We start from the raw sequence: 23,749 nt of genomic DNA, 5'->3' as shown, positions 1-23,749 counted from the left end.
GGCCGCGCCGTACCTCGTGGGATCGGGCCGCTGTCGTTGTCGGCGCTCTCACGTAGGCTCACAGGTGACGGGAGAATGAGTGTTCCGGAACGAGGGAGGGGGCCCACGTGCTCATCGACACCTATGGCCGAGTGGCCACCGACCTGAGGGTCTCGCTGACCGACCGGTGCAACCTGCGCTGCACCTACTGCATGCCGGAGGAAGGCCTGCAGTGGCTGGCCAAGCCCGACCTGCTGACGGACGACGAGATCGTCCGCCTCGTCGACATCGCGGTACGCCTGCTCGGCGTCGAGGAGGTCCGCTTCACCGGCGGTGAACCCCTGCTCCGCCCCGGCCTGGTCGGCATCGTCGAGCGGGTCGCGGCCCTCACGCCCCGGCCCCGGACGTCCCTGACGACGAACGGCATCGGCCTCGGGCGCACCGCGTCCGCGCTGAAGGCAGCGGGCCTCGACCGCGTCAACGTCTCGCTGGACACCCTGCGCCCGGACGTCTTCAAGACCCTCACCAGGCGCGACCGGCACAAGGACGTGATCGAGGGCCTGAGGGCCGCCCGCGAGGCCGGCCTCACCCCGGTCAAGGTCAACACCGTCCTGATGCCGGGCCTGAACGCGGACGAGGCCCCCGATTTGCTGGCCTGGGCCGTCGAGCACGACTACGAACTGCGGTTCATCGAGCAGATGCCGCTGGACGCCCAGCACGGCTGGAAGCGCGAGGGCATGGTCACCGCCGGGGACATCCTGGCCTCGCTGCGCACCCGTTTCGAACTCACCCCCGAGGGCGCCGACGAGCGCGGCTCGGCACCGGCGGAGCGCTGGCTGGTGGACGGCGGCCCGCACCGGGTCGGTGTGATCGCCTCGGTCACCCGCCCGTTCTGCGCCGCCTGCGACCGCACCCGGCTCACCGCCGACGGACAGATACGCACCTGCCTGTTCGCCACCGAGGAGACCGACCTGCGGGCGGCCCTGCGCTCCGGCGCCCCCGACGAGGAGATCGCCCGCCTGTGGCGCACGGCGATGTGGGGCAAGAAGGCGGGAGCGGGACTCGACGACCCGTCGTTCGTCCAGCCGGACCGCCCGATGTCCGCGATCGGCGGCTGACGGACACGGCCTAGGAGTCCTCGCGCGCTTCCCAGTCCTCGAACCCGACGACGTCCTTCAGGAAGCCGCGGACCCCGAGGAACTGCGCGAGGTGCTCGCGGTGCTCCTCGCAGGCGAGCCAGGTCTTGCGCCGCTCCGGCGTGTGGACCTTCGGGTTGTTCCACGCCAGCACCCACACGGCGTCGGCACGGCAGCCCTTGGCGGAACAGATGGGCGTCTCACTCACGGATTCGTCTCACAGAGAAGGTGCGCACAAGGCGACGCCGAGCAGCCACGGGGGGAGCTGCCCGGCGTCGGTCCGTCGCTCCGACGGGGGATGCGGAGCGCGTACGCAGTATGTCATGGGTCACCCGCCGCCCGGCACCGGAACAGCACGATTGATCTGAGGTTTTCTTGAGCTTGGCGGCGGTCCGGCTTCCGCTTCCGGCAGCCTTCCCGCGTCCGCCGTGGTCACGCCCCTCCGGGCCGCTCGCCCCCCGTTCCAGCGGGCGGTTCGGGCGGCACGTCCCGCGCGGCGGAGTCGGCCCGCGCGCCCTCTTCCCGCGCCCGCGGCGGCATGATCATCGTCCGGGTCGGCGCGGTGACGAAGGTCGACGGAAGGGAGGGCGGCCGCTCCCGGCCCGCGTTCGCGATCACCACGGCGATGTAGGGGAGCACCGCGCCCAGCACCAGCGCCACGATCGCGACGTACCGTTCGACGTTCCACAGGGTGGCCGCCAGGATCACCGAGGCGGTGCGGACCGTCATGGAGATGACGTACCGCCGCTGGCGGCCCCGCACGTCCTCGGCCAGTCCGGTCCGGGCCCCGGTGATCCGGAACACCTCGACGCCGCCGTGCTGCTTCCGCGTCACTTCCCACCATCCGCCCGCATCGGACTCCCCGGCCCGCACTCGCGTCCCGTCCGGCGGGGAACCGGGCCAGAACACTCCCACGGTACGCCGCGACCGCACCGTCCACGAGACCGGGTCGCCCCGCGGCCCGCGCGCACGCCGCCGGCCGTACCGCGTCCGGCCGCCGCCGGCATGCGGTGCCCGGGGGAGCGGCCCAGACTGGCAGCAACGCTCACGTCGAGCCGTACGAGGAGGCAGTCATGGGCTGGTTGTGGGCGATCATCGTGGGCTTCGTCCTGGGCCTCATCGCGAAGGCCGTCATCCCGGGCAAGCAGCACAGCCCCCTCTGGCTGACCACCATCTGCGGCATGCTGGGCGCCATCGTCGGCAACGCCGTCGCCCGCGCCCTCGGCGTCGAGACCACCCGGGGCATCGACTGGAGCCGGCACGCCTTCCAGCTCATCGCCGCGATCATCATCGTCTTCGCCGTCGACATGCTCTACATGGCGACCCTGGGCAAGCGGAGACAGGGCGCCTGACGGCGGGCGGCCGCGCGGCGGACGCGGCGGCGGACACCGGCCCGGCAGCCGACACGGCGGAGGGCGGCCCCCACGCGGGGAACCGCCCTCCATCCGGTACTCCGGCACCTAGGCGCCGGTGACCTCTACCGCGGCCAGGTTCTTCTTCCCGCGCCGCAGCACCAGCCACCGCCCGTGCAGCAGGTCCTCCTTGGCCGGGACGGCGTCCTCGGCGGTGACCTTCGCGTTGTTCACGTAGGCGCCGCCCTCCTTGACCGTCCGGCGCGCGGCCGACTTGCTGGCGACCAGGCCGACCTCGGCGAGCAGGTCCACCACCGGGCCCAGCTCGGTGACCCGGACGTGCGGCACCTCCGACAGCGCGGCCGCCAGCGTCCGCTCGTCCAGCTCCGCCAGCTCGCCCTGGCCGAACAGGGCCCGCGAGGCGGCGATCACGGCGGCCGTCTGGTCGGCGCCGTGCACCAGCGTCGTCAGCTCCTCGGCCAGCGCGCGCTGCGCGGCACGGGCCTGCGGACGCTCCTCGGTCTGCCGCTCCAGCTCCTCCAGCTCCTCCCGGGACCGGAAGGACAGGATGCGCATGTACTTCGAGATGTCCCGGTCGTCCACGTTCAGCCAGAACTGGTAGAACGCGTACGGCGTCGTCATCTCCGGGTCGAGCCAGACGGCCCCGCCCTCGGTCTTGCCGAACTTGGTGCCGTCCGCCTTGGTCATCAGCGGGGTGGCCAGGGCGTGCGCCTCGGCGTCCGGCTCCAGCCGGTGGATCAGGTCGAGACCGGCCGTGAGGTTGCCCCACTGGTCGCTGCCGCCCTGCTGGAGCGTGCAGCCGTACCGGCGGTACAGCTGCAGGAAGTCCATGCCCTGCAGGATCTGGTAGCTGAACTCGGTGTAGCTGATGCCCTGGTCGGACTCCAGGCGGCGGGCCACGGAGTCCTTGGTCAGCATCTTGTTGACGCGGAAGTGCTTGCCGATGTCCCGCAGGAACTCGATCGCGGAGAGACCCTCGGTCCAGTCGAGGTTGTTCACCATGACCGCCGCGTTCTCGCCCTCGAAGGACAGGAACGGCTCGATCTGGCCGCGCAGCCGGCCCACCCAGCCGGCCACCGTCTCCGGGTCGTTCAGCGTGCGCTCGGCGGTCGGGCGCGGGTCGCCGATCAGGCCCGTCGCGCCGCCGACCAGCGCCAGCGGCCGGTGCCCGGCCTGCTGGAGCCGGCGCACGGTGAGCACCTGCACCAGATGCCCCACGTGCAGCGACGGCGCCGTCGGGTCGAAGCCGCAATAGAACGTGACGGGACCGTCCGCGAGCGCCTTGCGCAAGGCGTCCTCGTCGGTGGACAGGGCGAACAGCCCACGCCACTTCAGCTCGTCGACGATGTCCGTCACGGTTCTCGTGTCTCCTCGGTGATCCTGGGGCGGTCGGGTGACAGCCGCCTACGAGGTTATACGCCCTGGCTGACAGAGCTCATGTTGAAATCGGGGATCCGCAGCGCGGGCATCGCGGCCCGGGTGAACCAGTCGCTCCACTCGCGCGGCAGCGTCTTCTCGGTGCGCCCGGCCTCCACCGCCCGGCCGAGCAGGTCCACCGGCGACTCGTTGAACCGGAAGTTGTTCACCTGCCCGGCCACCTCGCCGTTCTCCACGAGGTAGACGCCGTCCCGGGTGAGCCCGGTGAGCAGCAGTGTCGCCGGGTCCACCTCGCGGATGTACCACAGGCAGGTCAGCAGCAGCCCGCGCTCGGTGTCCGCGACCATGTCCTCCAGCGAGCGGTCCCGGCCGCCGTCCAGGATCAGGTTGCCGGGCGCCGGGGCGACCGGGAGGCCGGTCAGGCCCGCGCTGTGCCGGGTGGTGGTCAGGCTCCTGAGCACCCCCTCGTCGACCCACTCGGTGGGCCGCACCGGCAGCCCGTTGTCGAACACGGACTGGTCGCCGCCCGAGGAGTGGGCGACCACGAACGGCGCGCACTCCAGGCCGGGCTCGTTGGGGTCGCTGCGCAGCGACAGCGGCAGCTCGGTCAGCCGGTCGCCGACCCGGGTGCCGCCGCCCGGCCGGGAGAACACCGTCCGGCCCTCGGCCGCGTCCCGGCCGGAGCCCGACCAGAGCTGGTAGATGAGCAGGTCCGCGACCGCGGTCGGCGGCAGCAGCGTCTCGTACCGGCCCGCCGGCAGCTCCACCCGCCGCTCGGCCCAGCCGAGGCGCACGGCCAGCTCGGCGTCCAGGGCGCCCGGGTCGACGTCCTTGAAGTCCCGGGTGGACCGGCCCGCCCACGCCGAGCGGGTGCGGTCCGGGGACTTGGCGTTCAGCTCCAGGGTGCCGGTGGGCTGGTCGTGCCGCAGCCGCAGCCCGGTGGACGTGCCGACGTACGTCGAGACCAGCTCGTGGTTGGCGAAACCGTACAGCTCGCGGCCGCCGGCACGCGCGCGTGCGAAGGCCTCGCCGAGCGCGGGCGCGAAGTCGGCGAAGACGGCGGAGGAGGTCTCGGCGGGCGCGTCGGTGAAGTCCGGGGACGCCGGGACGCCGTCGACCAGCGGCTGGGCGTCCTCCGCCGGGCCGGCACCGCGCGCGGCGGCCTCGGCGGCCCGCACCAGCGGCTCCAGCTCCTCGGCGGTCACGGCGGACCGCGAGACGACCCCGGAGGCGGTGCCCTCCTGCCCGTCCACGGTCGCGATCACCGTCAGCGTCCGGCCGCGCGTGACACCGTTCGTGGTCAGCGCGTTGCCCGCCCAGCGCAGGTTGGCGGTGGAGTGCTCGTCGGCGATGACGACACAGCCGTCGGCCCGGGACAGCGCCAGCGCCCGCTCGACGACCTCGTGCGGCTTGTGGGTACGGGCGCTCATCGGCCGGCCTCCTGCGTGGTGTTCAGAATGTTGACGCCCTTGAACAGGGCGGAGGGGCACCCGTGGGACACGGCGGCGACCTGGCCCGGTTGGGCCTTGCCGCAGTTGAAGGCGCCGCCCAGCACGTACGTCCCCGGACCGCCGACGGCCGCCATCGAGCCCCAGAAGTCGGTGGTCGTGGCCTGGTAGGCGACGTCCTTGAGCTGCCCGGTGATCCGCCCGTTCTCGATCCGGAAGAAGCGCTGCCCGGTGAACTGGAAGTTGTACCGCTGCATGTCGATCGACCAGGACCGGTCGCCGACGACGTAGATGCCTCGGTCGACGCCGCCGATCAGGTCCTCGGTGGACAGCCCGGCCGGGTCGGGGCGCAGCGACACGTTGGCCATGCGCTGCACCGGGACGTGACCGGGGGAGTCGGCGAACGCGCACCCGTTGGACCGCTCGAAACCGGTCAGCCTGGCGATCCTGCGGTCGAGCTGGTAGCCGACGAGCGTGCCGTCCTTCACCAGGTCCCAGGACTGCGCCTCGACGCCCTCGTCGTCGTAGCCGACGGTCGCCAGGCCGTGCTCGGCGGTGCGGTCGCCGGTGACGTTCATCAGCTCGGAGCCGTACCTCAGCTTGCCGAGCTGGTCGAAGGTGGCGAAGGAGGTGCCGGCGTAGGCGGCCTCGTAGCCGAGCGCCCGGTCCAGCTCGGTGGCGTGCCCGATGGACTCGTGGATGGTCAGCCACAGGTTGGACGGGTCGACCACCAGGTCGTACAGCCCCGGCTCCACGCTCGGCGCCCGCATCTTCTCGGCCAGCAGCTCCGGCATCCGCTCCAGCTCGCCGTCCCAGTCCCAGCCGGTCCCGGTCAGGTACTCCCAGCCGCGCCCGGCCGGCGGCGCGATGGTCCGCATCGAGTCGAACTCGCCGCTCGACTCGTCCACCGAGACCGCCGTGAGCTGCGGGTGCAGCCGCACCCGCTGCTGGGTGGTCACGGTCCCCGCCGTGTCCGCGTAGAACTTGTTCTCGTGCACGGTGAGCAGCGAGGCGTCCACGTGGTTCACGCCGTTGGCCGCCAGCAGCCGGGAGCTCCACTGCGCGAGCAGCGCGGCCTTCTCCTCGTCGGGCACCGAGAACGGGTCGATCTCGTACGACGAGATCCACGTCCGGTCGGCGTGCACCGGCTCGTCGGCCAGCTCCACCCGCTCGTCGGACCCCGCGGCCCTGATGACCTGCGCGGACAGCTTCGCCATCGCCACCGCCTGCGAGGCGACCTTGGCGGCCGCGTCCAGGCTCAGGTCGACCCCCGACGCGAAGCCCCACGTCCCGCCGTGCACGACCCGCACCGCGTACCCGAGGTCGGTGGTGTCCGACGAACCCGCCGGCTTGGCGTCCCGCAGCCGCCAGGACGCGCTGCGCACCCGCTCGAACCGGAAGTCCGCGTGCGCGGCCCCCAGCGCCCGCGCCCGCGCGAGCGCGGCGTCGGCCAGGGCCCTCAGGGGAAGTGCGAGAAACGTCGGATCGATGCCGTGTGCCACAGGAGGCTCTCCCCCAAGTCGTCGGGTTTCTTCAGCGCCCGTGAATGTCCAGCAGGTGGACGCATCAGTGCAGTATGGCGTGCGCACCGGCCGAACGCCTGCGCGATCGCTGCCAGGGTGTCCGCGGAACAACCGCTGGAATTGCCCCAGTCACATACCGACTGTCACGACGTGGTGGCATCATGACGCCATGCAAGGGTGGGGGACGGACTTCCGTGTGTGGCTGTCGTCGCTGGACGAGCTCGAGATACGCGGCTTGTTGACGTGGCATCAGTGTCTGCGGCAACAGTCCTGCAGCTGCCGTCAGGGGAGTCGCGGCCGCTCACCGATCACCCGGCGCGAGGTGAACAGCTTCCGCGTGTGGATCACCCGTGCGAAGCAACCGCAGTTGGTCTCCGTCGCCAGATGCGCTCTGGCCTGGGCCTGCCGCGCGCTGATCGACGAGTACGGTTGCCCCGACGCGGTGGTTCGGGAGCCGATGGTTCATCAGTTGCGCGTCATGCTGGAGGTTCTCGAACCTCCGCTGGCCCGGTGCGCGTTGTACGGCCTGCTCTCGGTCGAGCCGGAGTCGTTGCCGGCCGGGCACATGGCGCGGGAACACGTGGACATCCTGCAGGCGGCGGCGGATCTGCAGCCCCCTTCGAACCCAGCCGAGACCCTCGGGAGAGTAGTGACGGTCACAGGGCCTTCGGTCAGCGACCAGGCGAACGAAGAACGGACGACCGCGGTGGCCGCGTCGGGGGCCGACGACGGGCGGCAACCGGACGGAGCGATACCCACGCTCGACGGCACCGCGGACGACGGGCCGTCCCTGGACACCGCGCTCGCTGAACTCGAGTCCCTCGGTCAGAACCTGACGGCGGACCTGCGGTCCGCGGCCGAGGCCGTGGCGAGTGGACGGAGGCCCGCCGAGCCCCGCAGGCTGGCCGAGTCACTGGCGATGTGGGCCGAACGGCGTGACCGGGTCGCGGACCGGTCCGCCGACGCCGGTGTCGACTGGCCGGACGAATCCGACTACGCGTGGCTGACCACCGAACGCGCGCGGTTGGAGGCCTCCCGTGCGGAACTGGCCGCTCTGCGGGAAAGGGCGCACTCGTACGACGCATTGATCGGTGCCGCCAAGGACCCCGACGAGGTGGCGACCCTCAGCATGCTGCGCGACCGGGTGGTCGCCCAGATCGGCGAAGTCGCGAAGACGCTGGGGCAGAAGAGCACGGTGCCGTCGGCGCAAGCCGAGCCGGATGAAGCGGACGACGGCGAGAGGACGGACGACGCCGTGGCCGCCGGGGCCTTGGCGGACACCCAGGAGCACGCGCCGGTGCCGCTCGTCGCGCAGGACGGGGGAGAGGGCACCGACAACGGCACGGCCACGGGCGAGGAGGCCCCGGCCCCGGCCGGTCCCACCCGAGGAGCGGGGCCGGAGACGTCCCCTGCCGCCGTCTCCGAAGCCGAGGCGGCCGCCGTCCCGTCGGCGGACCCCGGGGACGTACGAGCCGGGGCCGCGACGGCCCCGGCCGGACCGGTCGACGACGGTGCCCGCGGCACGGAGGGCTCCGGCACCGGTGACAGCACCGACTCCGGTCACAGCACCGCCACGGCCGTCGACGGGGCGGCACCGGCCCCGACGCCCGAGCAGGACGCCCCGGAGGGGCGGCAGGCCACGACCGATCTCGACCTCGTCGAGCAGGAACCGTGGCCCGCCTCGGTGGCGGAGGCCGACTGGGACGTGCAGGCGCCGTGGGAGACCGGGCAGGAACCGCCGGTGGTCCGGCTGGTTCGCGACGGACGTCTCGCCGAGGCCTACTGGATGACGGAAGCCTCGGCCGAGCCCGCCATGCGGGCCCAGGCCCTCGCGTTCGCCGCCGCGGCCTTCCGCTGCGGAACCGAGTCGGAAGCCACGGACGTGCAGATCCTGCACGACATCGACCCCGCGGCGCTGGCCCCCGACCGCGACGCCTACCTCGTCGCCCTCGTCGCCGCCCTGCGCGCCGGACTGACCGCGTGCTGGCCGCACGTCCTGGTCAGTGACTTCTCCGCCCCCGCCGGACTGGCGGCACCCTGGCAGGAACTGCTCACGGTACTGGTCGCGGCCGTTCGCAACGGACGGTTGTTCGACCCCGCCGCCCGGCACGCCGACGACGTGCTGAACCAGGAGCATGACCTCGAAGAGGAACTCGGCGAGGAGGCACGTCAGCTGCTCGACGGCCTCGCCCGGCGCAAGACGATGTACCAGCGTGCCACCCGCGTCCTGCAGTACCTGGTCGGCCCCATGGGCGAGCTCGGCCTGGCTCTGCGGGACGTCATCCAGTGGGTGGACGACGGCACACTGCCCACAGCCGGGTTCCGGGCACGCGCCGAAGAACTGCGCAGCAGCGACGCGGTCGACCGGCTGATCGAGCAGACCGACAGCCGGTTCCGCACGCCGAAACAGGCCAAGGAACCCATCACCGCGGGCGCCCTGCGCCAGCTGCACGCCGCCTGCCGTTCCGTGTCGGACCTGCTGACCAAGGCCGACGCGGTCGCCGCGAACCTGTCGCGGCCCTCGGGCCCCGGACAGTCGGGCATCCCGGAACTGGCCTCCGCACGACGGGACCTGCGGGACGTGGAAGCACCGCCCGGCGTGGGCGGAGCGGCACTGCTGCTGCTCCACCAGTGGCTGGAGGGCGAGGTGCAGCCCCCGTCGTCCGAGGACCGCCCGGGCGTGGACGGGGCGGAGCGCCGTCCCCCGGCCGACTGTCTGCTCGCACTGCCCGACGTACCCCGCGACAGTGGCGGCCTTCCCGATCTGGACGACCCGCGCACGGCTCGGCGCATGGCCGCGCTGATGGCACCCGCCGACGCCGAGCAGGCACTGCGCCGCTACCTCAAGAGGGGTGACCTCCACCTGGCGCGCGCCCTGGTCGAAGCCGTGCGACTCGACCGGAACGGCTACGGCGTCACGGACACCGAGTGGGTGGGCGGGGCCGAGCGACGCCTGCAGCAGGCGGAGGAGAACTGGCGGGAGACCGTCCACCGGCAGCACACCCAGGCGGCGGGTCTGCTCGCCCAGATGCGGACCCTCAACCTGCTCGCCCCTGACCAGGAGCGCCATTTCACCGGTCGCCTGCAGGAATTCGCGCACGGCGAGGACGCCGGCCGGTACCGCTACGCCCTCGACCGGCTCGAAAGGCTGGCCAGGGAACTGTCCGAGCTGGTGCAGGACTCGACCCGGCGGCAGCGCCAGGAACTGGAGCAACTGCGGCTGGTTCAGGGTCGCCCGCTGAACCAGGCGGACTACGAACGCATCACCAAACTCATCACCGAGGGCGACACGGTGACGGCCGAGGAGTTCCTGGCGCTCGCGCGCGGCGGGAAGCCCCTGCCCGAGCGGCCCGACGACGACGGCGCCGAACTGGCCGCCTTCGTCGCCGGCCTCACCGGTCCGGGCGTCCCGCGGCCGGGCGGTGACGGAGTCGACGCCGAATGGTGGGCGACGGGATACGGCACGGCCGGCGGACTGACGGAGGCCGCGGACCTGGGCCTGCGATCCTGGAAGGCGCTGTGCACCCGGCACGGACGCAACAGCGAATGGCAGCAGCATCTGCCGCGCGTGCTGCGGCTGCTGGGCCTCGAGCCCACCGGCCAGCCCGTCGTGGAGACACGCACCCAGGGCGTGCGCCGGTTCAAGGTGAAGGCCAGGGTCGCCGAACGCACCGGCTACGTGGCCGCGCTCGGCTCCCAGGCCACGTCGTACACGATCCAGCTCATCTGGGAGGAACAGCGGGCGAACGGCCCCCTCGCCCATCTGGAAGACGCCGACGTCGACGCGAACATCGTGCTGTACCTGCACCCGCTCGGCACCGAAGGACGGCGCCGGCTGGCCGACGCGTCACGCTCCGGTGCCCAGCAGGCGCTGGTCGTGGACCCCGCCGTGGTCGGCTGGATGGCTGCCCGTGCCCCGGGCAGCTTCCGGGCGCTGCAGCGTGTCACCCTGCCCTGGGCCGCGTACAACCCGTACACGCCCTTCGTCGCGGGCCTGGTCCCGCCGGAGGTCTTCTACGGGCGGGACGAGGAGATGCGCGAGGTCATGGACCCGCGTGGCGGGCTCTTCCTGTACGGGGGCCGGCAGCTCGGCAAGTCGGCCCTGCTGCGAAGGGTCGCCAGGATCTTCCCCAGCAGGTCGGACAACTACGTCGCGATCTATCTGGATCTACTCAAGTCGGAGATCGGCCAGGCCGAGGCGCCCGACAAGATCTGGAGCCTGCTCGCCGAGGAGCTCAAACGGCGGGGTGTGTTCGGCAACAAGGTGTCCGAACAGGCCGGCCCGGACGTCGTAGCCCGTCGGCTCGGGGAGTGGCTCGACGCCGACGAGTCGCGGCGGCTGCTCGTCCTCGCGGACGAGGCGGACGCCTTCCTGACGGCGGACTCGCGCAGAACGTTCAAGATGGGCGGCGAGTCGACCTTCCCGAACGTGAAACGGTTCCAGCAGCTCATGGAGCGCACGGACAGACGATTCAAGATCGTCTTCGCCGGCCTCCACCAGGTCCAGCGCTTCGGTGCCCTCTCCAACGTGTCCACCGTGCACGGCGGCCCCGACGTCCTCGTGGGCCCCCTCAAACAGCAGGCGGCCCTCAAGCTGGTCACCGAGCCCATGGCCGCGCTCGGCTACGCCTTCGGGCGTCCCGAGCTGGTCTGGCGCATCCTGGCCATCACCAACTACCAGGCGAACATCGTCGAGATCTTCTGCAGCGAGCTGGTGCGCACGCTGCACTCGCGGCCCTACGTCGTGACGGACCGGGCCACGGCCATCACGGACCAGGATGTCCAGGAGGTCGCGGCCTCGGAGACACTGCGCCGCAGAATCGCCGAGCGCCTGCGCTTCACCATCAACCTCGAGGACCGCTATCGAGTGCTCGCGCTGGTCATCGCCCTGCGCAGCCTCGAGGACCGTTACCGCGGGGACTACAGCGCCAAGGAGCTGCTGGACCTGGCCCGTGAGGCCTGGCCCGAGGGGTTCGAGGAGTGCGGCGTCCAGCAGGCCGAGATCTATCTCACCGAGATGGTCGGGCTCGGTCTGCTGATCCGCCTCGGTGACCGCGCACGCTTCGCCGTACGCAGCCCGAACGTCGTGAACATGCTCGGGACGCGCGAGGAACTGGAGGTGGAACTCCACGAGACGGAGTTCGGCCTTCCCTACGACTACAACCCGCGGGCCGCCCGGCGCATCCTCGGCCGTGAGCGCACCACCGGGGTCCTGCTGTACAGCCCGCTGACCGAGGGGCAGCTGCACGAGGCCGCACAGCCCGGGGTGTCGGTGGTGTCGACGACGGAACTGCACCGACCCGAACTCGTCCTGCGCGCTGTCGCCGCCTTCGCCGAGGGGCGGGGGGTGAAGGTCGTACGTGCCGAGCCCGGCGCGGACCTCGGTTCCGTCCTCGGGGCCGCGGGGGCGGCCCGTTCACGGGCCGGCCACGTCGTCCTCGCCGACCTGCGAGGCAAGAGCGTCGCAGAACTGAACGAGGAGCTGCGACGCTGCGTCGACTTCGCCGGACCGGCAGCCGACGAACACGTCCCGCAGAACGAAGGACGCAAGGAGAAGCAGAGCCGCACCATCCTCGTCCTGGCCGGAGCCGAGGCCGTCGGCGCCCTCAGGGCCCGTGACGAGGGCCGGCGCCTGCGGGTGCGGACCCTGCAGCCCCGGCGCTGGACGGCGGACTCCCTGCGGGCCTGGCCGGAGTGCCCGTTCGTCTCCCGCGAGGATCGCCGCAGGCTCACGGAGGCGACCTCGGGCTGGCCCCGCTGGACGGAGATCGCGGTCGCGGACGTGTCGCTGCGGGGTGCGACCCTCGACGACGCCCTCGACCGCGTCCGCACCGCCACGGCCCTTCCCGCGAACGTCGCCGCCCACATCAGGGAGTCCGGGCTCACCACGCGGGACCTCTCGCTGCTGGACATGTGGCTCGCGTACGTCGAGGAGGGACAGGGCGTTCCGGTGGACGACGTCGAGGCGGCCACCGGCCTGTCGGCCGAGGAGACCCAGGAGTGGCTGGCCCACCTGGATCAGCTCGGAGTCATCGACGAGGTCGACAAGGGGATGGCGGTGGACCCGGTCACCTTCCGCGCTCTGCGGGTTCGCGCCGCGGAGACCACGTGACCATGGGGCAGGACGTCAGCACGCTCCTCGCGCTGCCGGGGGTCAGGGGACAGATCGAGGCGATCGCCGCCGACCTCGAGGCCGGTCTGAACTGCCTGTGGCTGTTGCCTGACCATCTGGTCGAGACCGGAGACGCCGAGGATCTGTACCGGGCTGCCCTGCACACCGCTCCGGACCGCCTGGACGTGCAGCCGCCGACGGTACTCCCGATCCCCACGCCTCGGGGGCCGGACACCGGCGAGCCGTCGGACCGGTCCGTGGCCCACCACGCGGCCCCGTGGGAGGAGGAGGCCTGGGACGGCCTGCCCGACCTCGACTTCGACGGCGGATACGACATCGGCTGGGAAACGCCCGCGCCCGCGCGGGCGACGACCGCACCCGTACGCGAGCATCCGGTTCCGGCGCTGTTCGAACGACTGGGCAAAGAGCTCGCCGTCAGCCCGGGGGAGGTCGTGGCACGGCTGACGGACCGGAGGGGACGCTGGCGGCCCGTGATCGGCCTGCGTGCCTGGCGCGAACCGGAGGACTCGGGGCAACCCGCGCCGGGCGGTCCCCCAGGCGGTGGCAGGGGCGGTGCCGTCGAGCGGCTCCTGCGTTCTCTCACCGCCGCGGTGAAGGACGCGGGCCTTCCGCCTCACGAACGTCCCCGGCTGCTGGTCGTGTCGCGGCTGAGGGATGTTCCCGAGGCACTGACCGACGAACTGGACCGGGACATCGCGACGGCGGCCGTGCACTGGTGGTGGGGCACCGTGGGCCGCCTCGACACCGCCCTCGCTGTCGCGGCGGCCAAGCGTTCCGCCCCGGGCGCAACGCTCGAACAGCGCATCGTAGCGGCCGTACGCGACGAGGTGATCACTGAGCTGGCCGCGTTCGATCTCCTGCTCGCCCAGCGGCTGACCGACGCCTGGGACGGCACGGCGAGCCGGCTGGACGCGGCGCTGCGCTCCTGTCTGGACGTGGCGCTGATCGCGCGTGCCGGGGCATGCCCCGGCGCCACCCAGGACGCCGGATCACGCCGACGCCCGGCATCCAGGTTGCGTTCGGCCTGGTCCGAGGGGGTCGTCCAGTCGTGGGACGGCATGCTGCGCCGTCATCCGGCCGGCTGGTACGCGACCGGAGGGGCCGCCGAGCACCGCGGCAGGCCGATCGAGCTGACCACCCTCGTGGGGCAGGCCCAGCAGCGGGTGGTGTCGCCCTGGATCGAGGAGACCCGGGATCAGCTGGCCCGGCTCGGAGTCAGATACGCGACCAAGGCTCTCGACACGGTCGTAGCGACTTACAGCCAGCGTCCACCGGCCGGCTTCCGGGACCGCCCGGAGGAGGCCTTCCGGCAACTGGAGGTGGGAACGCTGCTGGCGGCCCAGTACGCCGGGGCACTCGCCTTTCCCGCCGAGGAAGAGGCCCTGCTGAAGGACCTGGTCAGGGTCAGGAACATCCTCGCTCACCGTGGGGCACTGCGTGACGACACCCTCGCCGCCTTCTGCACCGCCCTGATCCGGGCCCATCGGCGCTGGGCGAAACTGTAGGGACCCCACAGCGACGCACTTCAGCCACTGTCGGTGCCCGCTTCCCCGCGGGAGGGGCGCTACCGATAGGTTTTCGATGAAGCCGCCTGTCATCGAGGTGTTCGGGCGGGTGTCGGACCGCTGCAGACCGCTATCGAAAGGGTGATCCGTTGAGCCGCTCGGTTCTCGTCACCGGAGGAAACCGGGGCATCGGCCTCGCCATCGCCCGCGCTTTCGCCGACGCCGGCGACAAGGTCGCGATCACGTACCGCTCGGGTGAGCCGCCGGCCGGCTTCCTCGCCGTCCGGTGCGACATCACCGACGCCGAGCAGGTGGAGCAGGCCTACAAGGAGATCGAGGACCAGCACGGTCCGGTCGAGGTCCTGGTCGCCAACGCGGGCGTCACCAAGGACCAGCTCCTGATGCGCATGTCCGAGGAGGACTTCACCTCGGTCATCGACACCAACCTCACCGGCACCTTCCGCGTCGTCAAGCGCGCCAACCGCGGCATGCTCCGCGCCAAGAAGGGCCGCGTCATACTGATCTCCTCGGTGGTCGGCCTGCTCGGCTCCGCGGGCCAGGCGAACTACGCCGCCTCCAAGGCCGCCCTGGTCGGCTTCTCGCGCTCCCTCGCCCGTGAGCTGGGTTCGCGCAACATCACCTTCAACGTCGTCGCGCCCGGTTTCGTCGACACCGACATGACCAAGGTGCTCACCGAGCAGCAGCGCGAGGGCATCGTCTCGCAGGTGCCGCTCGGCCGTTACGCGCAGCCGGAGGAGATCGCCGCGGCGGTGCGGTTCCTCGCCTCGGACGACGCTTCGTACATCACTGGAGCCGTCATCCCCGTTGACGGCGGACTGGGAATGGGTCATTGATCACCATGAGCGGAATCCTCGAGGGCAAGCGCGTCCTGATCACCGGTGTGCTGATGGAGTCCTCCATCGCCTTCCACACCGCCAAGCTGGCCCAGGAGCAGGGCGCCGAGATCATCCTCACCGCGTTCCCGCGTCCCACGCTCACCGAGCGCATCGCCCGCAAGCTGCCGAAGCCCACCAAGGTCATCGAGCTCGACGTCACCAACGACGAGCACCTCGGGCGCCTCGCGGACGTCGTCGGCGAGGAGCTCGGCGGCCTCGACGGCGTCGTCCACTCCATCGGCTTCGCCCCGCAGGACGCGCTCGGCGGCAACTTCCTGAACACGCCGTTCGAGTCGGTCGCCACCGCCATGCACGTCTCGGCGTACTCCCTGAAGTCGCTGACCATGGCCTGCCTGCCGCTGATGCAGAACGGCGGCTCGGTCGTCGGCCTCACCTTCGACGCCCAGTACGCCTGGCCGCAGTACGACTGGATGGGCCCGGCCAAGGCCGCCCTGGAGGCCACCAGCCGCTACATGGCGCGCGACCTGGGCAAGCAGAACATCCGCTGCAACCTGGTCTCGGCCGGCCCGATCGGCTCCATGGCCGCCAAGTCCATCCCGGGCTTCGCGGAGCTGGCGTCCGTCTGGGACTCCCGCGCGCCCCTGGAGTGGGACCTGAAGGACCCGGAGCCGGCCGGCCGCGGCGTCGTCGCCCTGCTGAGCGACTGGTTCCCCAAGACCACCGGCGAGATCGTCCACGTGGACGGCGGTCTGCACGCCATCGGCGCCTGATCCAGGCCCCGGGCCCGACGCCCCGTTCCCCGCACCGCGCGGGGGGCGGGGCGTCACTCGTTCGGAGCATCCGGCCGGGCGGCGCCCGGGGCCGGCGGGCCACTCTGGACTACGGGGTCACCCCGCGCCTTCCCTCCGCAGCCCGGCCGAGGAGGTTCCCTTGTGCGCCTGTCCCGCAGCCTGGCCCCGGTGACCGTGGCCGTAGCCCTCGTCCTGTCCCTGCCGTACGACGCGATGTCCCACGCGCGCGTGACCGACGGCAAGCCGCCCGCGCCGCGCCTGTTCGGCGCCGCCTGCCGCACCGCCGTCCACGGCTCCCACGTCGTGGCCTACTGCCACAACCCCTACGTCGACACCGACCGGGTGCGGCTGCACATCGAATGCGCCCGCTGGTGGGACATCGACACCGACAGCGCCCCGGCGGACGCCGCGGCCGCCATGACCGTACGGCTGACCGGACGCTGCTGGAAGGAGGTCCGCTCGGTCTGGATCAGCCACCAGAAGGCGCGCTGAACCGTCCGGGGCGGCACAGGAAGGGGTAGCTCGCGGCCTCGGCGGCGGCCGCCTCGGCGTCCCCGGTGCGGATCGCGTCCACCAGCCGGCCGTGCTCCATGTACGTCTCCGGCGTCAGGTCGGCGCCGACGTCCGCGCGCAGCCAGTCCCGCAGCACCTCACCGAGGTCGGCGTACATCGCCGTCATGACGTCGTTGTGCGAGGCGGCCACCACCGCCAGGTGGAAGGTCGCGTCCGCCGTCACGAACGCCTCCGCCTCGCCGGTCTCCCATGCCTCCTCGCGCCGCAGCAGGAGCGCGTCGAGCTGCTTGAGGTCCTTCTCCGTGCGCCGCCCGGCGGCAAGACGGGCCGCCGCCGACTCCAGCGTGGAGCGCAGCTCGGCGATGTGGCGCGGGTCGGCGTCCGCGAACCGGCGGTGCATCACGCCCGCCAGCTCGCTCGTCGCCACCACGTAGGTGCCCGAGCCCTGGCGGATGTCCAGCAGCCCGTTGTGCGCGAGGGCGCGGACGGCCTCGCGCACGGTGTTCCGGGCGACCCCGAGCTGCTCGACCAGTTCGGGCTCCGTCGGGATGCGGGAGCCGACCGGCCACTCGCCGGACGCGATCTGGTTGCGCAGCTCGGCGATGACCTGTTCGGACAGCGCCGACCGGCGCGGGTGGCTCAGGGGCATGGCACACCTTCGCACGCTGGGCCGGGGCGGAGAGACCCCGGGAATGGACAACCAATCATCCCATGATTCTATGATGGTCGGCATGGCTGGTGAGGAAACGCGGACCGTGGACACCCGTACGTCGATGCCTTCGACCGAACGCGGTGCTTCCACCGTCGCGCGCACAGACGAAACACCCCGCACGCGCGCGTGGGCGACCCGGCTCGTCGTGGTCGGCATCGTGCTGGCCGCGCTGAACCTCCGGCCGGCCATCACGAGCTTCGGCGCGCTCCTGGAGGAGGTGCGCGACGGGCTCGGCATGAGCGGCAGCGTGGCCGGACTGCTCACCTCCGTGCCCCCGCTGTGCTTCGCCGTCTTCGGCGTCACCGCGCCCCGGCTGGCCCGCCGCTTCGGACCGGCCGCCGTGGTCTGCGCCGGCATGGTCGCCATCGCCGCCGGCCTGCTGATACGGCCCTACGCGGGCGGCGCGGCCGGCTTCCTGGCAGCGAGCGCGCTCGCCCTGATGGGCATCGCCGTCAGCAACGTGCTCATGCCGGTCATCGTCAAGCGCTGGTTCCCCGACCGGGTCGGCTCCATGACCGGCCTGTACTCCATGGCCCTCGCCCTCGGCACCTCCGCCGCCGCCGCGCTCACGGTGCCCGTCACCCACGCCCTGGGCGGGGGCTGGCGGCCCGGCCTCGCCGTGTGGGCCGGGCTCGCCGCCGCCGCCGTACTGCCCTGGCTGCCGCTGGTGCGGCGCCGGGGAGCGGCCCCCGAACCCGCCCCGTCCCCGGAGCCCGGGAACCCGGCGGCGGTGCCCGCGAACCCGGCGGGGGAGCGGCGGCAGGCTCCGCTGCGCATCACCCGCAGCCGCACCGCCTGGGCGCTCGCCGTCTTCTTCGGGCTCCAGGCGACCGCCGCCTACATCACCATGGGCTGGATGGCGCAGATCTTCCGGGACGCCGGCGTCCCGGCCGGCACCGCGGGCATCCTGCTGGCCGTCACCATGGTGATGGGCGTGCCGCTGGCCTTCGTCATCCCGCGGGTGGCCACCCGGCTGCCCCACCAGGGGCCCATCGTGCTCGTCCTGGGCGCCTGCGGCCTCGCCGGGTACGCGGGCCTGTACTTCGCCCCGGCCGCCGGCGCCTGGGCCTGGGCGGTGCTGCTGGGCATCTCCAACTGCGCGTTCCCGCTGGCGCTGACGATGGTCGGCATGCGCGCCCGGACCGGCCCCGGCGTGGGGCAGCTGTCCGCCTTCGCGCAGAGCACCGGCTACCTGATCTCCATCCCCGGACCGCTGCTGGTCGGCGTCCTCTACCAGCACAGCGGCGGCTGGGGCCTGCCGATCGCCCTGATGGCGGCCCTGATGCTGCCCCAGATGGTCGTGGGCTTCCTGGCCGGCCGCGACCGCGTCGTGGAGGACGAGGCGGCGGCGACACGCTGACCCGGGCGGCACCCCGGGGCGGGGCACGGGCACGGCAGGTGGGACACTGGCCGCATGCCCGTGCTCGACCCGAACCCCCAGAACGGCCAGAAGAAGATGCTGCTCGTCTTCGGCTCGTTCCTCGCCATCTTCGTGATCATCGCCATCATCGCGACGCTCGCCTCGCCCTGACCCGAACCGCCCTGAACCGACCCGGTCCGGCCCGGCCGCGGCGCCCGATGGTGGGGCTGGCCCCACCATCCCCTAGGGGGCCAGGGTCAGGGTGAAGTGGGTGGGTCACCGGATGGGTCGGCGGCCCCGGATTCCGTAGTTTCGAGAGGTGACCGCGACAGGCGGCCAGAACCGCTCGGCGACCCACGGAGGCGACCATGCCGGCCCCCATCCCCTCCCGGCCCCACCCGGCGCCTTCGGGCGGTGGCGTCGACATCCGGCTGCGCTGGTGGGCGCTCGCCCTGCCGGCACTCGCCTTCATCATGCTGTTCGCGCTGATACTGAACCCGTCCCAGGCCCACGCGGCGAGCGGCGACCCCGCGATCACTCAGCTCCTCGAACGCGTGCAGCAGCTTCTCGCACGCTGACACCGAGCCCGCGCACCCGGTGAAATCGCAAGTCAACTCCCTGCGCCGGGTGGCCTGTTTCATGCGAAGCTGGATCTCATGAGCGTCGCAGAACCCCGTGAGATCGTCCTCTTCCGGCATGCGAAAGCCGACTGGCCCCAGGTGTCCGACCACGAGCGCCCGCTGGCCGAGCGGGGCCGGATGGACGCCGCCGTCGCCGGACGGAAGCTGGCCGACACCGCCGTCACCTTCGACCTTGCCCTGTGCTCCACCGCGGTCCGGACCCGTGAGACCTGGAAGCTCGCCGTCCACGAACTCGCGCACCGGCCGAAGACCCACTACGAGGAGCGGGTCTACGAGGCCTCGCCCGGGGAGCTGATCGCCGTGCTCAACGAGATCCCGGACGACGTGCGCAACGCGATCCTGATCGGCCACAACCCGGGCATCCACGGCCTGGCCGAGGTGCTGGCCGGCGGCTCCGAGGGCGACGCCCGGGAGCGGATGAACCGCCGTGGCTTCCCCGCCGCCGGCTTCGCGGTGCTCACCTTCGACGGCACCTGGAAGAGCCTGGAGCCGGGCGTGGCCACCCTGACGGACTACTGGGCGCCCTCCGAGTGACGGCACGCACGACAGGAGGGCCCGGCACCCCGTGGTGCCGGGCCCTCCTCACGTCCGGAGCGCCGGGCCGCCGGGCGGCCCCGCTGAGCCGCCGCGGGGAGCTTCAGCCCTCGTCGTGGGTGTCGGCCGCCTCGACCTCTTCGCGGGTGATGCCCAGCAGGTAGAGCACCGTGTCCAGGAAGGGGAAGTTCACGGCCGTGTGCGCGGCCTCGCGGACCACCGGCTTGGCGTTGAAGGCGACACCGAGACCGGCCGCGTTCAGCATGTCCAGGTCGTTGGCGCCGTCCCCGATCGCCACCGTCTGCGCCAGCGGCACCCCGGCCTCCGCGGCGAACCGGCGCAGCAGCCGCGCCTTGCCCGCGCGGTCCACGATCTCGCCGGTGACCCGCCCGGTCAGCCGGCCGTCGACGATCTCCAGCGTGTTGGCCTGCGCGAAGTCCAGCCCCAGGCGCTCCTTCAGATCGTCCGTGACCTGGGTGAACCCGCCTGACACGACGCCGACTTGGAAGCCGAGGCGCTTCAGGGTGCGGATGAGCGTGCGCGCGCCCGGCGTCAGCCGGACCTCATTGCGCACCTTCTCCACCACCGAGGCGTCCAGTCCCTCCAGCAGCGCCACGCGCGCGTGCAGCGACTGCTCGAAGTCCAGCTCGCCGCGCATCGCCGCCGCCGTCACCTCGGCGACCTTGTCCTCGCACCCGGCGTGCGCCGCGAACAGCTCGATGACCTCGTCCTGGATGAGGGTCGAGTCCACGTCCATGACCACCAGCCGCTGGGCGCGCCGGTGCAGACCGGCGGAGACGACGGCGATGTCGACACCCAGTGCCGCCGCGTCCGAGGCCAGGGCCGTGCGCAGCGGCTCGGTCTCCACACCCGAGACGGCGAACTCCACCGCGGTCACCGGGTACTTGGCGAGGCGGAAGATACGGTCGATGTTGCCGCCGGCCTTGGCGATCCGGGCGGCGATGGCGGCCGTCGACTCGGCGGTGAGCGGGTGACCGAGCACCGTCACCAGGGAGCGCCCGAGACCTCGGGGGCGGTTGTCGCCGTGTCCCGAGATGATCTCCGCCTGCATCTTCATCGACTCGGCCCAGCTGTGCACCGTCGCCCGCAGGTCGCCCTCGAGCCCGGCCGGCGGGTGGGTGACCAGCGCGCACAGGACCAGGCGGCCCCGCGTGACGACCTGCTCGATGTCGACGACGTCGACGGTGTAGGCGGCGAGGGTGTCGAAGAGGCCGGCCGTGATGCCCGGCCTGTCCTTGCCGAAGATCTTGACGAGGAGAGTGGGGACCTCGGAGGTCTGCGAAGCGCTCATGGTGTCACCACCGTATCCGGCACCCAGTGCCTTCCGCCCGCCCGGTCCGCCTGACGGACACGGAACAATGGGTGTCCGGCCGGTGTCGCGAACCTTGCCCGGAACCGACGTCCGCCCGACGTGCCCGATCCGCCCGATCCGCCCGCACCGCCCGCTCGCGGGCGCGGACGACGCGGACGGCACGGCACGGTTCCGGCCCCACCACGACTGTGCCACGGAGTGCGGCCCCGGGGCACGCGGGCGCCTGCCGCAGGGCTGCGTCCGCCGCCGAGGAGGCTGGCTCGCCGGGCCGGGCTCGCCGCCCCGGCCCGCCAAGTGGGCCATGGGCCGGTCCGCTCTTCGGTCGTGGTGGAAGTGGGCGCAGTGGGTGGGGAGGACGCCGCCGTCCGCCGCCGGAGCCGGGCGCATCGCCGGGCGGTCTCACCGGCGCGGTCCACCCCCTGGGCCACCGGTCGGGCCGCCCTTCGGCCGCGGCGGGAGCGGGGGCGGTGGGGGAGGCCCGGCCTGCCCGTCGTCCGGCGAGCCCTGGCCGCCCGGCCGGCCCGGCGCGCGCCCCCGTCCGCGGGGCGTCGGGGGAGTCTGCCCGAGCGGCCGGACGACGGTGGGAGCGCCGTGCACCTCGTCCCCGGCCGTCGGAGGCCTCGTGTCCCCGGCCGTCGGAGGCCTCGTGTCCCCGGCCGTCGGAGGCCTCGCGTCCCCGGCCGCCGGAGGCCTCGCGTCCTCGGGCTCCGCCCTCAGCTCCCGCGGCACCTCGAGATAGGGGTTGGTGTCGGGATTCGGCGGCCGGTACGGCCTGTTCGGCAGGTACGGCCCGGCTTCACCACCCCCGGTGCCGCCGCCCCCGGCGCGGCCGCCGACGCTCCCGCTCCCCGGCCGCCCGCTTCCCGCGAAGCCGCCCGAGCCGCCCGACCCGCCCGACCTGCTTGGGCCGCCTGGCCCGCCTGGCCCGCCAGGGCCGCGCGGGTCCCGGGGGCCGGCCGCGCCGGTCCCCGTGTCCCGGCCCGGCAGCACCGCGCGGACCCCCGCCGCCCCCGTCGCCCGCGCCAGCAGTGCTCCCACCGCCCCGGCGCCGGCGCCCCAGACGGCGCCCAGGAGCAGCGCCGTGCCCAGGTGTCCGTGCAGTTCGATGCCCGCGCCGAAGGCGTCGAAGCCGAGCACGGACAGGGAGGCGGTCACCGACACGTCCGCCAGCCGGCCGAGGAAGGGCAGGGCGAGCGCGGTCACCGTCCCGAGCCGCAGGGCGCAACGCCCGGCGAACCCCGCCGCGCCGACCCGCCCGTCCACCGGGGTCCGTACCGCCGTGAGCACTCCGGCGAGCAGCATCATCAGCGCCGCCGCGACCGCGAGCAGCCACACCCGCCCGTCCAGCTCGGCCAGCCGGCCCAGCGTGACGGGCTCGTCGGAGTTCGAGCTCAGGAGCCGGTCGAGCGGGTCGGGCAGCACGGTGCCGAGGACGCCGGTCGCCCGGCCGTCCCAGGGGACGAAGAGACCGATGGGGACGCCGAGCCACACGCCGTTGGGGGCGCCCAGCAGGGCCGCGCCCGCGATCCGGCGCGGGTGGTCGTCGCCGATCGCCGCGTACACTGCCGCCGCGAGCCCGGCGGCCACGGCCACGAGCAGCACGGTGACGAGGGCCGAGACGGCGGGCCGCACCACCCGGTGCACGGCGTCCCAGCCGGCCGGCAGCGGGGTGCGGCGGGAGGCGAACAGGGCGATCAGCAGGACACCGGCGCACCAGCCGAGGCCGCCGAGCAGGGTGGGCGCGGTGTCCACGGTGAAGCCGACGGCCGCCTTGGCGTGGATCAGGTCGCCGATCCGGTCCGGCAGCAGGCCGCCGACGTCGCCCACGCCGGGGATGTCGAGGCCGCCGCCCTTGCCCGCGCCGCCCGGCAGCCGGTCGAGGCCGAGCGCGCCGCCGTCGATCGTGACGACGTCGTGCCCCGCCCACGCGAGGCCGCCCAGCGTCGCCACGAACAGGGCGGTCACCGAGCCCGCGCGGGCGAGGAGTTCGGCCGGCGCGATCACAACTCCGGCCGTGCGCAGGGACCGCAGGAAGAACCACGCCAGCAGCAGGGCTCCGACCAGGCTCACCCCGAGTGGCGTGATCTCGACGGCCGTGTGGGCCTCGGCGCCCTTCAGCCCGAAAGCGGACACATCGCCCGATGGTGACACCGAACCACCCGCCCCGAGGGCCACGACAGCCGCCGTCATGGGGCCGAGAGAGCCCTCGGTGTCCGCCCGCAGCAGGTGCAGACCCAGCGCGGCCGTGCCCGCCATCCCTATCAACGCCCAGCTCACGGCGGCGATCGCGGACAGCAGGATGTCCGCCCACGGCAGCCGTGTGCCGTGCCGTGCGGTCCCGACGCCCCTGGCACTCATGGCAGACCCCCCGATCCGCGGCGCGGTCCCGAGGCCGCGCTCGTCCCCCTCGCGGGGGATTACCACTCTCCGGCCCGGTTTCAACCCCGTCAACGGGGCGAGTTGATGCGCGCACCGGCGCCGTGCGCAAGGCCCGGCTTTCGGTCATGGGGCCGAGCCTGAAATAGTTCCCCACG

Annotated in this window: 19 protein-coding genes; 11 read left to right on the top strand and 8 right to left on the bottom strand. The window is 72.8% G+C overall.

Translation table 11 applies throughout. The features are described from left to right. Positions 1–107: 107 nt before the first annotated feature. Positions 108–1,097 (top strand): GTP 3',8-cyclase MoaA, encoded by a 990-nt coding sequence (moaA, locus tag B446_RS09410; RefSeq protein ID WP_020939189.1) that lies wholly within the window; start codon positions 108–110, stop codon positions 1,095–1,097. A 10-nt stretch (positions 1,098–1,107) separates the two neighbouring features. Here the strand turns inward: moaA and B446_RS09405 are convergent, their stop codons facing one another. Continuing rightward, on the bottom strand, positions 1,108–1,323 hold the full coding sequence (locus tag B446_RS09405; protein ID WP_020939188.1) for a hypothetical protein: 216 nt from the start codon (positions 1,321–1,323) through the stop codon (positions 1,108–1,110). A gap of 224 nt (positions 1,324–1,547) precedes the next feature. Then, the gene (locus B446_RS09400; protein ID WP_020939187.1) at positions 1,548–1,949 is read right to left on the bottom strand and encodes a DUF3099 domain-containing protein; all 402 of its coding nucleotides are present in this window, start codon (positions 1,947–1,949) and stop codon (positions 1,548–1,550) included. Positions 1,950–2,188: 239 nt separating this feature from the next. Here B446_RS09400 and B446_RS09395 point away from each other — a divergent pair, with 239 nt between their 5' ends. Continuing rightward, positions 2,189–2,467 carry a GlsB/YeaQ/YmgE family stress response membrane protein gene (locus B446_RS09395; protein ID WP_020939186.1) on the top strand — a complete coding sequence of 93 codons (279 nt, stop codon included), beginning with the start codon at positions 2,189–2,191 and terminating at the stop codon, positions 2,465–2,467. A 108-nt stretch (positions 2,468–2,575) separates the two neighbouring features. On the opposite strand, the gene tyrS is transcribed toward B446_RS09395, so the two are convergent. The 3 genes from tyrS to B446_RS09380 are packed head-to-tail and all read right to left on the bottom strand — an operon-like array spanning position 2,576 to position 6,815. After that, entirely contained in the window at positions 2,576–3,844 is a 1,269-nt protein-coding gene (gene tyrS / locus B446_RS09390; RefSeq protein WP_020939185.1) for a tyrosine--tRNA ligase, read from the bottom strand. A 56-nt stretch (positions 3,845–3,900) separates the two neighbouring features. Continuing rightward, complete coding sequence (locus tag B446_RS09385; RefSeq protein WP_020939184.1) at positions 3,901–5,295, bottom strand: metallopeptidase TldD-related protein; 1,395 nt, start codon at positions 5,293–5,295, stop codon at positions 3,901–3,903. Then, positions 5,292–6,815, bottom strand: coding sequence for a TldD/PmbA family protein (locus B446_RS09380; protein WP_020939183.1), 1,524 nt, complete (start codon positions 6,813–6,815; stop codon positions 5,292–5,294). Before B446_RS09380 ends, B446_RS09385 begins: the two co-directional genes overlap by 4 nt. A 478-nt stretch (positions 6,816–7,293) precedes the next feature. Between B446_RS09380 and B446_RS09375 the strand changes: the two genes are divergently transcribed. The 5 genes from B446_RS09375 to B446_RS09355 all read left to right on the top strand — a co-directional run bounded on the left by B446_RS09375 (position 7,294) and on the right by B446_RS09355 (position 16,614). Further along, a complete protein-coding gene (locus B446_RS09375) occupies positions 7,294–12,948 on the top strand; it encodes a hypothetical protein (RefSeq protein ID WP_148305728.1) in 5,655 nt (1,884 codons plus the stop codon). Continuing rightward, positions 12,945–14,474, top strand: a complete 1,530-nt coding sequence (locus B446_RS09370) for a hypothetical protein (protein WP_020939181.1) — start codon at positions 12,945–12,947, stop codon at positions 14,472–14,474. The genes B446_RS09375 and B446_RS09370 overlap by 4 nt, the downstream gene beginning before the upstream one ends. 149 nt (positions 14,475–14,623) lie before the next feature. Next, a complete protein-coding gene (gene fabG, locus B446_RS09365; protein ID WP_020939180.1) occupies positions 14,624–15,328 on the top strand; it encodes a 3-oxoacyl-[acyl-carrier-protein] reductase in 705 nt (234 codons plus the stop codon). Between the two features lie 5 nt (positions 15,329–15,333). Next, positions 15,334–16,101, top strand: a complete 768-nt coding sequence (gene fabI / locus B446_RS09360; protein ID WP_020939179.1) for an enoyl-ACP reductase FabI — start codon at positions 15,334–15,336, stop codon at positions 16,099–16,101. Positions 16,102–16,263: 162 nt separating this feature from the next. Then, positions 16,264–16,614, top strand: coding sequence for a hypothetical protein (locus B446_RS09355; RefSeq protein ID WP_020939178.1), 351 nt, complete (start codon positions 16,264–16,266; stop codon positions 16,612–16,614). Here B446_RS09355 and B446_RS09350 read toward each other — a convergent pair. Next, positions 16,592–17,284, bottom strand: coding sequence for a FadR/GntR family transcriptional regulator (locus B446_RS09350; protein WP_020939177.1), 693 nt, complete (start codon positions 17,282–17,284; stop codon positions 16,592–16,594). The genes B446_RS09355 and B446_RS09350 overlap by 23 nt on opposite strands. Positions 17,285–17,408: 124 nt before the next feature. Here B446_RS09350 and B446_RS09345 point away from each other — a divergent pair, with 124 nt between their 5' ends. The 4 genes from B446_RS09345 (at position 17,409) to B446_RS09335 (ending at position 19,882) form a co-directional block, all read left to right on the top strand. After that, positions 17,409–18,707 (top strand): CynX/NimT family MFS transporter, encoded by a 1,299-nt coding sequence (locus B446_RS09345; RefSeq protein ID WP_043477934.1) that lies wholly within the window; start codon positions 17,409–17,411, stop codon positions 18,705–18,707. Between the two features lie 54 nt (positions 18,708–18,761). After that, complete coding sequence (locus tag B446_RS40730) at positions 18,762–18,878, top strand: SGM_5486 family transporter-associated protein (protein ID WP_020939175.1); 117 nt, start codon at positions 18,762–18,764, stop codon at positions 18,876–18,878. Positions 18,879–19,075: 197 nt separating this feature from the next. Further along, positions 19,076–19,285, top strand: coding sequence for a hypothetical protein (locus B446_RS09340; RefSeq protein ID WP_020939174.1), 210 nt, complete (start codon positions 19,076–19,078; stop codon positions 19,283–19,285). Between the two features lie 78 nt (positions 19,286–19,363). Beyond that, on the top strand, positions 19,364–19,882 hold the full coding sequence (locus tag B446_RS09335) for a SixA phosphatase family protein (RefSeq protein ID WP_020939173.1): 519 nt from the start codon (positions 19,364–19,366) through the stop codon (positions 19,880–19,882). 103 nt (positions 19,883–19,985) lie between these two features. Here B446_RS09335 and serB read toward each other — a convergent pair whose 3' ends face one another. Then, positions 19,986–21,194 carry a phosphoserine phosphatase SerB gene (gene serB, locus B446_RS09330; protein WP_020939172.1) on the bottom strand — a complete coding sequence of 403 codons (1,209 nt, stop codon included), beginning with the start codon at positions 21,192–21,194 and terminating at the stop codon, positions 19,986–19,988. A 420-nt stretch (positions 21,195–21,614) separates the two neighbouring features. Further along, entirely contained in the window at positions 21,615–23,573 is a 1,959-nt protein-coding gene (locus B446_RS09325; RefSeq protein ID WP_020939171.1) for a streptophobe family protein, read from the bottom strand. Positions 23,574–23,749: the final 176 nt, after the last annotated feature.

This window comes from Streptomyces collinus Tu 365 (assembly GCF_000444875.1).
In the GTDB taxonomy this organism is placed as follows: Bacteria; Actinomycetota; Actinomycetes; order Streptomycetales; family Streptomycetaceae; genus Streptomyces; species Streptomyces collinus_A.
This window is presented reverse-complemented; position numbering and strand designations above follow the sequence as displayed.

What these genes read in the sequence shown, in the direction of transcription:
- B446_RS09345 (WP_043477934.1), top strand. Translation starts at nt 17,409, where the DNA reads ATGCCTTCGACCGAACGCGGTGCTTCCACCGTCGCGCGCACAGACGAA.
- B446_RS09395 (WP_020939186.1), top strand. Translation starts at nt 2,189, where the DNA reads ATGGGCTGGTTGTGGGCGATCATCGTGGGCTTCGTCCTGGGCCTCATC.
- B446_RS40730 (WP_020939175.1), top strand. Translation starts at nt 18,762, where the DNA reads ATGCCCGTGCTCGACCCGAACCCCCAGAACGGCCAGAAGAAGATGCTG.
- B446_RS09325 (WP_020939171.1), bottom strand. Translation starts at nt 23,573, where the DNA reads ATGAGTGCCAGGGGCGTCGGGACCGCACGGCACGGCACACGGCTGCCG.
- serB (WP_020939172.1), bottom strand. Translation starts at nt 21,194, where the DNA reads ATGAGCGCTTCGCAGACCTCCGAGGTCCCCACTCTCCTCGTCAAGATC.
- B446_RS09375 (WP_148305728.1), top strand. Translation starts at nt 7,294, where the DNA reads ATGGTTCATCAGTTGCGCGTCATGCTGGAGGTTCTCGAACCTCCGCTG.
- B446_RS09340 (WP_020939174.1), top strand. Translation starts at nt 19,076, where the DNA reads ATGCCGGCCCCCATCCCCTCCCGGCCCCACCCGGCGCCTTCGGGCGGT.
- fabI (WP_020939179.1), top strand. Translation starts at nt 15,334, where the DNA reads ATGAGCGGAATCCTCGAGGGCAAGCGCGTCCTGATCACCGGTGTGCTG.
- B446_RS09385 (WP_020939184.1), bottom strand. Translation starts at nt 5,295, where the DNA reads ATGAGCGCCCGTACCCACAAGCCGCACGAGGTCGTCGAGCGGGCGCTG.
- B446_RS09335 (WP_020939173.1), top strand. Translation starts at nt 19,364, where the DNA reads ATGAGCGTCGCAGAACCCCGTGAGATCGTCCTCTTCCGGCATGCGAAA.
- B446_RS09350 (WP_020939177.1), bottom strand. Translation starts at nt 17,284, where the DNA reads ATGCCCCTGAGCCACCCGCGCCGGTCGGCGCTGTCCGAACAGGTCATC.